Annotated in this window: 7 protein-coding genes and 2 rRNA genes; 5 read left to right on the top strand and 4 right to left on the bottom strand. The window is 63.0% G+C overall.

The window, feature by feature from the left end; genetic code table 11:
* Positions 1 to 212 precede the first annotated feature (212 nt).
* Together QFZ23_RS05220 and QFZ23_RS05215 are read left to right on the top strand one after the other, a co-directional pair.
* On the top strand, positions 213 to 1,295 hold the full coding sequence (locus tag QFZ23_RS05220) for an ABC transporter ATP-binding protein (protein ID WP_306921023.1): 1,083 nt from the start codon (positions 213 to 215) through the stop codon (positions 1,293 to 1,295).
* A 114-nt stretch (positions 1,296 to 1,409) separates the two neighbouring features.
* Positions 1,410 to 2,828 carry a DUF4032 domain-containing protein gene (locus QFZ23_RS05215; RefSeq protein WP_306921021.1) on the top strand — a complete coding sequence of 473 codons (1,419 nt, stop codon included), beginning with the start codon at positions 1,410 to 1,412 and terminating at the stop codon, positions 2,826 to 2,828.
* Positions 2,829 to 2,869: 41 nt separating this feature from the next.
* On the opposite strand, the gene QFZ23_RS05210 is transcribed toward QFZ23_RS05215, so the two are convergent.
* Entirely contained in the window at positions 2,870 to 4,240 is a 1,371-nt protein-coding gene (locus QFZ23_RS05210) for an FAD-binding oxidoreductase (protein WP_306921019.1), read from the bottom strand.
* A 216-nt stretch (positions 4,241 to 4,456) separates the two neighbouring features.
* Between QFZ23_RS05210 and QFZ23_RS05205 the strand changes: the two genes are divergently transcribed.
* A complete protein-coding gene (locus QFZ23_RS05205; RefSeq protein ID WP_306921017.1) occupies positions 4,457 to 6,208 on the top strand; it encodes a glycoside hydrolase family 13 protein in 1,752 nt (583 codons plus the stop codon).
* Positions 6,209 to 6,211: 3 nt separating this feature from the next.
* The gene (locus tag QFZ23_RS05200; RefSeq protein ID WP_306921015.1) at positions 6,212 to 7,225 is read left to right on the top strand and encodes a LacI family DNA-binding transcriptional regulator; all 1,014 of its coding nucleotides are present in this window, start codon (positions 6,212 to 6,214) and stop codon (positions 7,223 to 7,225) included.
* Between the two features lie 7 nt (positions 7,226 to 7,232).
* Here QFZ23_RS05200 and QFZ23_RS05195 read toward each other — a convergent pair whose 3' ends face one another.
* Positions 7,233 to 7,721 carry an SRPBCC domain-containing protein gene (locus tag QFZ23_RS05195; RefSeq protein WP_306921013.1) on the bottom strand — a complete coding sequence of 163 codons (489 nt, stop codon included), beginning with the start codon at positions 7,719 to 7,721 and terminating at the stop codon, positions 7,233 to 7,235.
* A gap of 277 nt (positions 7,722 to 7,998) precedes the next feature.
* Between QFZ23_RS05195 and QFZ23_RS05190 the strand changes: the two genes are divergently transcribed.
* Positions 7,999 to 8,907 (top strand): patatin-like phospholipase family protein, encoded by a 909-nt coding sequence (locus QFZ23_RS05190; protein WP_306921011.1) that lies wholly within the window; start codon positions 7,999 to 8,001, stop codon positions 8,905 to 8,907.
* Between the two features lie 172 nt (positions 8,908 to 9,079).
* Here QFZ23_RS05190 and rrf read toward each other — a convergent pair.
* Together rrf and QFZ23_RS05180 are read right to left on the bottom strand one after the other, a co-directional pair.
* A 5S ribosomal RNA gene (gene rrf, locus QFZ23_RS05185) occupies positions 9,080 to 9,196 on the bottom strand.
* Positions 9,197 to 9,413: 217 nt separating this feature from the next.
* Positions 9,414 to 12,541: ribosomal RNA gene (locus QFZ23_RS05180) — 23S ribosomal RNA — on the bottom strand.
* Positions 12,542 to 12,694 lie beyond the last annotated feature (153 nt).

The following is a 12,694-nucleotide window of genomic DNA, read 5'->3' as shown; positions in this document are numbered from 1 at the left end:
GCATCTCATATGTGACACTCGTAACATTTTGTCCGATTCGCGATAAATCTGACATACTCTTGTTTGTGATGTGGCGCACAGGAACCGTGCGGCGTCACTGGATGCTCCTCGGCCCCAGGCCGAGGAGTCATCATGTAGGGCACAACTGAATTACATGAACCATTCACTACGGATCGTCCGGCACGTACCTGCCGGTGAAGGGATTGATAACTGTGGCAACAGTTACTTTTGACAACGCTACGCGTCTGTACCCGGGCACAGAAAAGCCCGCTGTTGACAAGCTCAACATCGAAATCGCCGACGGCGAATTCCTGGTCCTCGTTGGACCCTCCGGTTGCGGTAAGTCCACCTCCCTGCGCATGCTCGCAGGCCTCGAGGACGTCAACGCCGGCCGGATCCTCATTGGCGACCGCGACGTCACCGACGTTCCGCCGAAGGACCGCGACATCGCGATGGTTTTCCAGAACTACGCCCTGTACCCGCACATGACTGTGGCGGACAACATGGGCTTCGCCCTCAAGATCGCCGGTGTGAGCAAGGAAGAGCGCGCCGAGCGCGTCCGCGAAGCTGCAAAGCTCCTCGACCTTGAGCAGTACCTCGACCGCAAGCCGAAGGCACTCTCCGGCGGTCAGCGCCAGCGTGTTGCCATGGGCCGCGCCATCGTCCGTAACCCCCAGGTCTTCCTCATGGACGAGCCGCTCTCCAACCTGGACGCCAAGCTCCGTGTCCAGACCCGCACCCAGATCGCTTCCCTCACCCGCCGCCTGGGCGTCACCACCGTTTACGTGACCCACGACCAGGTCGAGGCCATGACCATGGGCGACCGCGTTGCTGTGCTCAAGGACGGCCTGCTGATGCAGGTGGACACCCCGCGCAACCTGTACGACCGCCCCAAGAACGTCTTCGTGGCCGGCTTCATCGGCTCCCCCGCCATGAACCTGCTGGAACTTCCCGTGGTCGACGGCGGCGTCCAGTTTGGCGGCACGGTGTACCCGGTGCCGCGCAACATCCTCGAAGAGGCCCACGGCGCCACAGTCACCCTGGGCAGCCGGCCCGAAGACCTCGAGACCGCAGCCCAGGGCGAAGGCATCCAGGTTGAGGTCGACGTCGTCGAGGAACTTGGCGCCGACGCATACGTCTACGGCCACACCACGCTGGACGGCAAGACCCACGACATCGTGGCCCGCGTCGACGGCCGCCGTCCCCCGATGAAGGGCGAGTCCATCTGGGTCCGCCCGCAGTCTGGCCACGTGCACCTGTTCGACACCAAGACCGGCGAACGCCTGGGCGACTAGTCCCTCTCCCAACCAAAACCTTGGCGGCGGTCCTCCCCAACCGGAGGGCCGCCGTCGGGCTTTAACCGCTGCCCCCTTTTAGGCACCCCCCGCAAAATACGGAAGAATTGACCCATGACCGAGGAACGCAACGCGCAGTGGCACGATGAACCCACCGACTACGGGCAGATCGGCAAGCTGCCGCGGTTCGAAGCGGCCAGCGCCAATGACGACAAGGCAGCCTCGGTCGCAAGCAACCTCAACATCACGGCCGCTGCCGCCGACCCCGAGCTCCTCGACCTGCCCTGGCATATAGCGCTCGAAGACTGGCCGGCGGAAAACCTGGCCGCGCTCCCCCGCGGTATCTCCCGGCACATCGTGCGGTTCGCCCACCTCGGCGGCTCCGTCATCGCCATCAAGGAAACGTCCGAGCACGTGGCCCGCCACGAGTACCACATGCTCCGCAAGCTCGCGCGTCTGGACGTGCCCTGCGTGGAGCCCGTGGCAGTCATCACCGGCCGCACCACCCCCGACGGGCGCCCCCTGAACCCGGTCCTCGTGACCCGCCACCTGAAGTTTTCCATGCCGTACCGCGCGCTCTTCTCCCAGATGCTGCGCAAGGACACGCTCACCCGGCTCATCGACGCCCAGGCGCTGCTGCTGGTCCGGCTGCACCTCATCGGCTTCTACTGGGGCGACGTCTCGCTCTCCAACACCCTGTTCCGCCGGGACGCAGGCGCCTTCGCCGCCTACCTGGTGGACGCCGAAACCGGCGAACTGTACCCGGACCTCTCCACGGGGCAGCGCGAGTACGACCTGGAGATCGCCCGCGTCAACATCGCCGGCGAACTCATGGACCTTCTCGACGGCGGCCTGATCGAGGAGAAGGTGGACCCCGTGGCCACCAGCGAACTCATCATGGAAAGCTACCGGCGCCTGTGGACGGAGCTGACCGCCAAGGAATCCTTCGAACTCGGCGAGCGCTGGCGCGTCGGCGCCCGCATCCGCCGGCTCAACGAGCTCGGCTTCGACGTCGAAGAGTACGCGATCAAGACCACGCAGAACGGCTCCACCATCCAGTTGCAGCCGAAGGTCGTCGACGCCGGCCACCACATGCGCCGCCTGCTGCGCCTGACCGGCCTCGACGCCCAGGAGAACCAGGCCCGGCGCCTGCTCAACGACATGGACTCCTTCCGGGCCGACAACAACCCGGAGATGGACGAGGAATACAGCGCGCACCTGTGGGTCAGCCAGATCTTCGAGCCGATCGTCCGTTCCATCCCCCGCGACCTCTCCGGAAAGCTCGAACCGGCCGAAGCCGTGCACGAGGTGCTGGAGCACCGCTGGTACATGTCCGAAAAGCAGGAACGGCACATCCCCCTGGCCGAGGCCGTCCAGTCCTACATCGACTCGATCCTGCGCCACCGCCGCGACGAGGCCGCCATCATGCTGAACCCGGACACGGAGATGCTGAAGATCCTCGCCGTGGAGACCGAGGAGTCGCGGTACGGGGCCGATGAGACCGAGGACGAGTATCCCGACGCCGACGACTGAGTTTACTGGGCGGCCTTTGGCCCGGCTTTAGTCGACCTGCCCTAGATCGCCTTGCCAGGGTTCAGGATGCCCGCGGGATCGAAGAGGTCCTTGACCCGGCGCTGCAGTTCCCGTAGCGGCTCGGGCTGTTCCAGGCCCAGCCAGCGCAGCTTGTACTGCCCCACGCCGTGCTCGCCCGTGATGGTTCCGCCCATTTCCAGTGCCGCCACGATGGACGCGTCGAGCGCCGTGTTCAGGCGGCGCACGGCGGCGGTGTCCACCTCGTCGTTCACGCGGTCAATCCAGAACGTCGGGTGCAGGTTGCCGTCGCCGGCATGAGCCACGACTTTCAGGCTGACGTCGTGGACCCCGGCCAGCGTTTCCAGCGCCTCCACATAGTCCACCAGCCTGGAGCGCGGCACGGCAACGTCCTCGCCCACACGGTACTGGTCATCCACCTCCACGCCCCTGCTGTTGCGCCGCAGTTCCACCAGCTGTTCCGCCTCCGCGCTCGCCTCAGTGGTGACCACGGCACCACCGGCCGCCAGGACCTCCCGCACGACGTCGGCCTCGGCCGCCGCCCCGAAGCCGTCCGTCTGGACCAGGAGCAGTGAAGCTCCCCGCGACGCGAGATCCGAGCCGTACAGCTCATCAAGCTGGGCCAGCGACCCGCCGTCGAGCAGTTCCATGATGGCCGGCTGCACGCGGGCCCTTCCGACGGCGAGCACACCGGTCGCCGCCTGCCGGAAATCAGGGTAGAACGCTGCGATGGTGTGCACCTCACGGGGCAGGTACTTCAGCCGGACCGTCGCGCCGACCACGATGCCCAGCGTGCCCTCCGAACCCACGAACAGCCCGGTCAGGTCGTAGCCGGCCACGCCCTTGAACGTCTGGTGGCCGGTGTGCAGGAGCGATCCGTCCGCGAGCACCACGTCCAGTGCCAGCACAGAGTCCCGGGTCACGCCGTACTTCGCGCACCGTAGGCCGCCGGCGTTGGTGGCCACGTTCCCGCCGACGGTGGATATCCTGAAGCTTGCCGGGTCCGGAGCGAACATGAGCCCGTGCGCCGCGGCGGCGTCGTTCAGGTCGGCGTTGATGACGCCGGGTTCGACGACGGCGGTCTCGTCATCCGCCTTGAGCTCCAGAATGCGGTTCATCCGTTCCAGGCCAAGAACAACACAGCCCTCACTGGCATGGGCGCCTCCCGAGACTCCAGTCCCGGCCCCGCGGGGCACCAGCGGCACATTCCGGGCCGCGCAGGCTTTGACGGTGGCCTGGACGTCATCGACTGTCTCCGCCAGGACCACCGCGGCGGGCAGCCGGTAGGCCAGCACGGGTGCCTGGTCCACCGCGTACAAGGCGAGTGCGGCCTCGTCCCGGAGGACTTTCCCCGCCCCCAGGATTGATGTCAGTTCGTCGGCGATGCTGCCCATGGGTCTCCCGTTCAGTTTCTTTTCTTCAGTCTAGATGTCGCTCAAAGACTGCCTCTTTCCCCTGCCGGACTTTTACCAGGAAGGGCATGGGGCTGGAAGCGTTTCCAAGTTTGTGATGCCAGTGACGTTGCAGCCCGGCAGGTTGACCCGAATTGTCAATGGATTTGCCGGTGTAAACGCTTTCATTAAGGCTGAATCCGCCTTTAAGATGGCCCAATGTCTGTTGACTCGTTTCTGCACTCGGCGTCGCCGCTGGCTGGCGCCCTGACGCCCGTCCACGCCCCTGACAACGCGCACGGCTGGTGGCGGTCAGCCGTCATTTACCAGGTGTACCCGCGGTCCTTCCGGGACATGAACGGTGACGGCATCGGTGACCTCGCAGGGATCACCGCCGAGATGCCGCAGCTTGCCGAGCTCAACGTGGACGCTGTCTGGCTCTCGCCCTTCTACCGCTCACCGCAGCGCGACGCCGGATACGATGTCAGCGACTACTGCGACGTCGACCCCATCTTCGGCACGCTCGGGGACTTCGACGGCATGGTGGCTGAGGCGAACCGCCTGGGCCTTCGCGTTATCGTCGACCTGGTCCCGAATCACTGCTCCGACCAGCACCGAGATTTCCAGGCGGCGCTGGCAGCCGGCCGGGGCAGCCCCGAACGGGACATGTTCATCTTCCGCGACGGCCGGGGCGCCGCGGGGAACGAAGCACCCAACAACTGGGAGTCGCACTTCGGTGGACCCGCCTGGACCCGCATCACCGAACCCGACGGCGCTCCCGGCCAGTGGTACCTGCACCTCTTCGATTCCTCGCAGCCGGACTTCAACTGGGACAACCAGGCGGTGCATGACGAGTTCGAGCGCATCCTGCGCTTCTGGCTGGACCGCGGCGTCTCCGGCTTCCGCGTGGACGTGGCCCACGCCCTGGTCAAGGCCCCGGGCCTTCCCGCGTGGGGCGGACGGGCGGACGGCAGCAGCTCCGATGGCTTCCCCGGGCATGAAGCTCCCATGTTCGGCCAGCCGGCCCTGCACGACATCTACCGTGCGTGGCGCCGGATACTTGAGCAGTACGGTCCCGACCGCATTCTCTGCGCGGAAGCCAACGTGGATCCCCTGCCGCGGCTGGCGCACTGGGTCCGGCCCGACGAAATGCACCAGGCCTTCAACTTTCCCTACCTCCATGCGGGGCTGGATCTCCCCCGCCTGCGCCACATCGTCACCGAGTCCTTGACGTCCCTGGATGCCGTGGGTGCGCCCAGCACCTGGGTGCTGTCCAACCACGACGTCGTCCGGCACGCCACCCGCTTCGGGTACGACTGGTCCGGGCCGCGGGGCGGAGACGGCATCGGCCCCCACGATCCCCAGCCGGACGAGGAGCTGGGCAGGACCCGGGCCGCGGCTGCGTCCCTGTTCATGCTCGGGCTCCCCGGCGGCGCCTACCTCTACCAGGGTGAAGAACTTGGGCTCCCTGATGGCATCGATATCCCGGACCACCAGCGGCAGGACCCGACGTTCGCACGGACCGGCGGCGCCCGGCTGGGACGTGACGGCTGCCGGGTCCCGCTGCCGTGGAAGGCTTCCGGGCTCCACAGCGGCTTCGGCGACGGCGACGCGCCCTGGCTACCGCAGCCGGAGAGCTTCGCGAAACTGGCCCGTGACGCCCAGGCCGGGGACCCGTCGTCGCACTTGAACCTGTACCGCCGCATGCTCTCCGTCCGCCGCGAACTGGACCTTGGACGCGGCTCCCTCGCATGGGCGGAGGAATGGTGCACCGCTTCGTCCCTGGCATTCCTCAACGGGGACATCCTGGTGGTCATGAACATCGGCCCCGATCCGTTGGAACTTCCCGCCGGCGAGGTTGTGCTGCGCAGTTCATCGCCAACGGGCTACGGCGAGGATGACCAGCGGTTTGGCCTGGGCTCCGGGGAGACCGTCTGGCTGCGGATTCCGGCAGAGGGGACAGAAAGCTAAGACATGGCCGGCATCAAGGACGTTGCGGAACGGGCAGGGCTTTCCATAGCCACCGTTTCCCGCGCCTTGAGCGGCAAGGGCCATGTGTCCACCGCGAGCCGCGAGCGTGCCAGGGCGGCAGCGGCCGAGCTCGGTTTCGTTCCCTCCTACCAGGCATCCAGCCTCGCCTCCGGCCGTACCCGCAACATCGGCCTCGTGGTCCCCACAGTCCGCCGCTGGTACTTCTCGTCCGTGGTGGAAGGCATTTCGGCTGCTCTCCTCGACGCCGGCTATGACCTGACGCTCTACAACATCACGGAGGGGCCGGTCCGGCGGCGGAGTATCCTCCAGGATTTCCTGCTGCGGAAACGCGTGGATGCGGTCATCGCGGTGGCGCTGGCGCTGACGGAGGAGGAGATCGGCCAGATGCTCGCCATCAACCGTCCGCTCGTGGGCATCGGCGGACCGCTGCCCGGAGCTTCCACCATCCGAATAGACGACCATGGTCTGGCAGAGTCAGCGGTCAACCACCTCATCCGGCTCGGCCACCGGCGGATCGCGCACCTCACGGGCGACTCGGTATACGAGCATGATTTCAAGATCCCGAGTACCCGGCGAGCAGGCTATGAGAAGGCAATGACGGCCGCAGGACTCCCCCTGCGTTCCTCGTGGGTGGTCAGGGCGGACTTCACCATCGAGGGTGCCTACGCCGTCGCGCGGGACCTTCTCGGCGGAACTTCGGAACGGCCAACGGCAGTCTTTGCTGCCTCGGACGAGACGGCGATAGGAACCATCCTGGCCGCCCGGGACTTCGGGCTCCGGGTGCCCGAAGACCTGTCAGTCATCGGCCTGGACGGACACGAACTGGGGGAACTGTTCGGCCTGACCACGATCGATCAGGATCCGCGGGGCCAGGGAGCATTGGCGGTGCGCCTGCTGCTCGAGGAGTTCGACGCCGGAGCGGAGAGCGCCGTCGTGAACACCGAATACCCAACGCGGTTTGTCATTCGGCGGAGCACGGCGGTACCCCCGTCGTAGGACCGCACTACTCTGAAGTGCCGCCCATGAATCTGACGTACCGGCTCAGCACTTCCGGCCAGTCCCTCTCCCAACCGGCACGGGTGCCGGCCGGATCCTCTGCGCCTTCCCAGCCGTCGTGGACCGCCCGTACTTCTGTGCCTTCGTCCACACCCCGGAACACAACACGAAGCTCTGTGGACCACAGCGCGGTGCTGCCGGGGTACCAGGATGCGTGGAAGGACAGCGGAGGCTGCCAATCGTCAATGGTTCCCCAGATTGCGCTGCGGCCGTCATCGGCGGTCTCCACGATCAGGTTCTCCTCGAACTCCACGTGGGAGCCGGGTCCGTACACGCTGTTGGTCTCCATGGGCCACCAGAGATGCGTGTGGTCGGTGAAGCCCATGAATGCCCGGGACACAGGTCCGGGGACCACCACCGTGCAGATGACGGGGTCCAGGCTGACTGCGGGCTCGGGCACATCGCTGCCGGCGGCGTGGCTGAAGAGATTATCCATGGCTACCAACTCTACCGGCCCACCCCGCCGGATCCTCCCTCACATCACCCGTCACAGGTGAGGCTGTAGCGTTCGACAACGACACGGCAACCGGCTTGATGCCGATTGCGCACCGCGACGAAGGTGTGCGATTATTCCCGTGATCGTTGTCCATCGGCAGGAGGTGAGACCCATGTACGCAGTATCCGTAGTGGGCGCTCCCCTGCAGGGGACGATCGCGCGACTGGGGTAGTCGCAATTGGGAGGCCCGACAGTCATTCCGCGAAAGGCGACTCCCATGAACGCAACACCTTCTTCGACAAACAAGCGGGCCTTGGTCCTCGCCGGTGCCGGAGCGGCAGGCAATGCCTGGGAGCTCGGTCTCATCGCCGGCCTGTCCGATGCCGGGGTCGATGTAACCGAGGCCGACCTCATCATCGGGACGTCGGCAGGATCGACGGTTGCTGCCCAGATCACCAGCGGGACAAGGCCGGCCGAACTGTATGCCGCCATCCTCGCCGAGGTGCCTCAGCCACGGGCCGGCCACGCCGGATCGGACAGGAGACACGCTCCGAGTCTCGCGGGGCCGACCTACATGGAGTGGTCGAACGAGATCATCGGTTCTGCTCAGGATGCGTCCGACATGCGCCGCAGGATGGGCGCCGCGGCGCTCGAAATGGACGCGTCCGACGGCTCCAGCCAGACGCGCTGGCGCGACATCGTCGCGGCCCGGCTGCCCAGCCGGCACTGGCCGCAACAGCCTATGCTGATCGCGGCTGTCGATGCGCATACCGGGGAACCGGTCGTGTTCGACCGTCACAGCGGAATCGATCTGGTGGACGCCGTCGCCGCCAGCACCAGCAACGGCTTCGGAGGGCCCTACAGGATCGGCGGGAACGGATACATCAACGGCGGCTATCGACGCAGTGAGAACGCCGACCTGGCGGCTGGACACGGGCGGGTGCTGGTGCTGTCACCGTTCGGCGGCAGATCGCGGATGCCGCTGGAGTGGGGCATGGATCTCGCAACCCAAGTCGCCGAACTGCGCGCACGCGGTAGCAGGGTCGAAACGATCTTCCCGGACAGCAACTCCGAGAACATGTTCGGCGCCAATGCGATGGATCTGTCGCTTCGTCCGCCCGCGGCTCGAGCTGGCTACAACCAAGGCAGAGCCCTTGGCGAGCAGCTCAGCGAATTCTGGCGGTAACACCCGGCACCGGTCGACTCGGTAAGCGCCGCCTGGGGCATCTACCAGCATGCGGCAGGATCTGAGGGAGCGTTGAGGAAAAAGCAGCGGGATGTGAGGGAGGGTGTGACGCCCTTGATGTTAAAAGGGTCAGGCCCCGACGTTCATCGTCGGGGCCTGAGCCGTAAATAGTGTCCGGCGGTGACCTACTCTCCCACACCCTCCCGGGTGCAGTACCATCGGCGCTGTGGGTCTTAGCTTCCGGGTTCGGAATGGGACCGGGCGTTTCCCCCACGCTATGACCGCCGTAACCCTTGCTCCTCCGCCGCGGCCGGGCCGTGACGGGGAAATCTTTGTGGTTACAACCTTCCTGCCTGGTGAGGCAGGTGTGGTGTTGTTATTCAATTTTGTCGGTTCTCAAGCAACGGGTTTGTTGGTTGGGAACCACATAGTGGACGCAAGCAGTCTTGTTATCTTTTTACCATCCCTGGTTGCAAACGCTTTTGAATCCGTTTGCGGGATGGTGTGTGGTGTAAGTTATCGGCCTATTAGTACCGGTCAGCTTCACGAGTCGTTAGTCCTCGCTTCCACATCCGGCCTATCAACCCAGTGGTCTGGCTGGGGGCCTCTCACACACAAGGTGTATGGAAATCTCATCTCGAAGCGAGCTTCCCGCTTAGATGCTTTCAGCGGTTATCCCATCCGAACGTAGCTAATCAGCGGTGCACTTGGCAGTACAACTGACACACCAGAGGTTCGTCCGTCCCGGTCCTCTCGTACTAAGGACAGCCCTTCTCAAATTTCCTGCGCGCGCAGCGGATAGGGACCGAACTGTCTCACGACGTTCTAAACCCAGCTCGCGTACCGCTTTAATGGGCGAACAGCCCAACCCTTGGGACCTACTCCAGCCCCAGGATGCGACGAGCCGACATCGAGGTGCCAAACCATGCCGTCGATATGGACTCTTGGGCAAGATCAGCCTGTTATCCCCGAGGTACCTTTTATCCGTTGAGCGACGGCCATTCCACAATGTACCGCCGGATCACTAGTCCCGACTTTCGTCCCTGCTCGAGATGTCTCTCTCACAGTCAAGCTCCCTTGTGCACTTACACTCGACACCTGATTGCCAACCAGGCTGAGGGAACCTTTGGGCGCCTCCGTTACTTTTTAGGAGGCAACCGCCCCAGTTAAACTACCCATCAGGCACTGTCCCTGACCCGGATTACGGGCCGAAGTTAGATGTCCAAAGTGACCAGAGTGGTATTTCAACGATGACTCCACCCGAACTGGCGTCCGGGCTTCAACGTCTCCCACCTATCCTACACAAGCCACTCCGAACACCAATACCAAACTATAGTAAAGGTCTCGGGGTCTTTCCGTCCTGCTGCGCGTAACGAGCATCTTTACTCGTACTGCAATTTCGCCGAGTTTATGGTTGAGACAGCGGGGAAGTCGTTACTCCATTCGTGCAGGTCGGAACTTACCCGACAAGGAATTTCGCTACCTTAGGATGGTTATAGTTACCACCGCCGTTTACTGGGGCTTAAATTCTCAGCTTCGCCCTTGCGGACTAACCGGTCCTCTTAACCTTCCAGCACCGGGCAGGAGTCAGTCCGTATACATCGTCTTGCGACTTCGCACGGACCTGTGTTTTTAGTAAACAGTCGCTTCCCCCTGGTCTCTGCGGCCCCGATCCCCTCCCGGTCGCTAGTACCGTTCAAGGTTGGGGCCCCCCTTCTCCCGAAGTTACGGGGGCATTTTGCCGAGTTCCTTAACCATAATTCTCTCGATCGCCTTAGTATTCTCTACCTGATCACCTGTGTCGGTTTGGGGTACGGGCGGCTAAAACCTCGCGCCGATGCTTTTCTAGGCAGCATAGGATCACCGAATCCCCCCTTTACGGGAGTCCCGTCAGATCTCAGGCACATGAACAGCGGATTTGCCTACCGTTCGCCCTACATCCTTGGACCGGGACAACCATCGCCCGGCTCGGCTACCTTCCTGCGTCACACCTGTTAATACGCTTGCCTCCCAGGATCAGGTCCCGCGCTCCACCAAAAACCGCACACCACAAGGGTGATTGGTCAGGTCTCGGGCGGTTAGTATCCCCTGTTCAACATGGGCGGTTTTTCGCCGGTACGGGAATATCAACCCGTTGTCCATCGACTACGCCTGTCGGCCTCGCCTTAGGTCCCGACTTACCCAGGGCAGATTAGCTTGACCCTGGAACCCTTGATCATCCGGCGGACGGGTTTCTCACCCGTCTTTCGCTACTCATGCCTGCATTCTCACTCGTGTAGGCTCCACCGCTGGTTTACACCGCGACTTCACCGCCCACACGACGCTCCCCTACCCATCCACACTCCTGAACCACAAAGGCTTGGAAAATATGTGAATGCCACAACTTCGGCGGTGTACTTGAGCCCCGCTACATTGTCGGCGCGGAATCACTTGACCAGTGAGCTATTACGCACTCTTTTAAGGATGGCTGCTTCTAAGCCAACCTCCTGGTTGTCTTCGCAACTCCACATCCTTTCCCACTTAGCACACGCTTAGGGGCCTTAGTTGGTGGTCTGGGCTGTTTCCCTCTCGACTATGAAGCTTATCCCCCACAGTCTCACTGCTGCGCTCTCACTTACCGGCATTCGGAGTTTGGCTGACGTCAGTAACCTTGTAGGGCCCATTAGCCATCCAGTAGCTCTACCTCCGGTAAGAAACACGCAACGCTGCACCTAAATGCATTTCGGGGAGAACCAGCTATCACGAAGTTTGATTGGCCTTTCACCCCTACCCACAGCTCATCCCCTCCATTTTCAACTGAAGTGGGTTCGGTCCTCCACGACGTCTTACCGTCGCTTCAACCTGGCCATGGGTAGATCACTTCGCTTCGGGTCTAGATCACGCCACTGCAACGCCCTGTTCAGACTCGCTTTCGCTACGGCTTCCCCACACGGGTTAACCTCGCGACGTAACACTAACTCGCAGGCTCATTCTTCAAAAGGCACGCCGTCACAGCTACAAGGCTGCTCCGACGGATTGTAAGCACACGGTTTCAGGTACTGTTTCACTCCCCTCCCGGGGTACTTTTCACCTTTCCCTCACGGTACTGGTCCGCTATCGGTCATTAGGGAGTATTTAGGCTTATCAGGTGGTCCTGACAGATTCACACGGGATTTCTCGGGCCCCGTGCTACTTGGGATACTCATCAAAGGCGGCGCACAGCATTACGGTTACGGGGCTCACACCCTCTACGGCCGGCCTTTCAAGACCGTTCACCTATACCAGCACTCACACCTCCCCGGTCCGGCAGAACCAGGACAACAAGTCCCACAACCCCGCCCATGCAACGCCCGCCGGCTATCACACATGGGTCGGTTTAGCCTGATCCGCGTTCGCTCGCCACTACTAACGGAATCACTGTTGTTTTCTCTTCCTGCGGGTACTGAGATGTTTCACTTCCCCGCGTTCCCTCCACGCACCCTATGTGTTCAGATGCGGGTCACCAGATCACTCGCGCGTCTGGCGGGGTTTCCCCATTCGGACACCCTGGGATCACAGTCCGGTTATCGACTCCCCCAGGCTTATCGCAGATTCCTACGTCCTTCTTCGGCTCCTAATGCCAAGGCATCCACCGTGTGCTCTTAAAAACTTGACCACAAAAGATCAAAAAACACTTTCGAGAGAACCACGGAAACCAACCCCACACCCCGAAAGATGCACGGCCAGATCCAGGTTCATATTCTTGGAAATTGCTTCTTATAAAAGATGCTCGCGTCCACTATGTAGTTCTCAAACAACAACCCCGTAC

This window comes from Arthrobacter globiformis (assembly GCF_030818015.1).
GTDB classification, from domain to species: domain Bacteria; phylum Actinomycetota; class Actinomycetes; order Actinomycetales; family Micrococcaceae; genus Arthrobacter; species Arthrobacter globiformis_C.
This window is presented reverse-complemented; position numbering and strand designations above follow the sequence as displayed.

What these genes read in the sequence shown, in the direction of transcription:
- QFZ23_RS05215 (WP_306921021.1), top strand. Translation starts at nt 1,410, where the DNA reads ATGACCGAGGAACGCAACGCGCAGTGGCACGATGAACCCACCGACTAC.
- QFZ23_RS05210 (WP_306921019.1), bottom strand. Translation starts at nt 4,240, where the DNA reads ATGGGCAGCATCGCCGACGAACTGACATCAATCCTGGGGGCGGGGAAA.
- QFZ23_RS05205 (WP_306921017.1), top strand. Translation starts at nt 4,457, where the DNA reads ATGTCTGTTGACTCGTTTCTGCACTCGGCGTCGCCGCTGGCTGGCGCC.
- QFZ23_RS05200 (WP_306921015.1), top strand. Translation starts at nt 6,212, where the DNA reads ATGGCCGGCATCAAGGACGTTGCGGAACGGGCAGGGCTTTCCATAGCC.
- QFZ23_RS05195 (WP_306921013.1), bottom strand. Translation starts at nt 7,721, where the DNA reads ATGGATAATCTCTTCAGCCACGCCGCCGGCAGCGATGTGCCCGAGCCC.
- QFZ23_RS05190 (WP_306921011.1), top strand. Translation starts at nt 7,999, where the DNA reads ATGAACGCAACACCTTCTTCGACAAACAAGCGGGCCTTGGTCCTCGCC.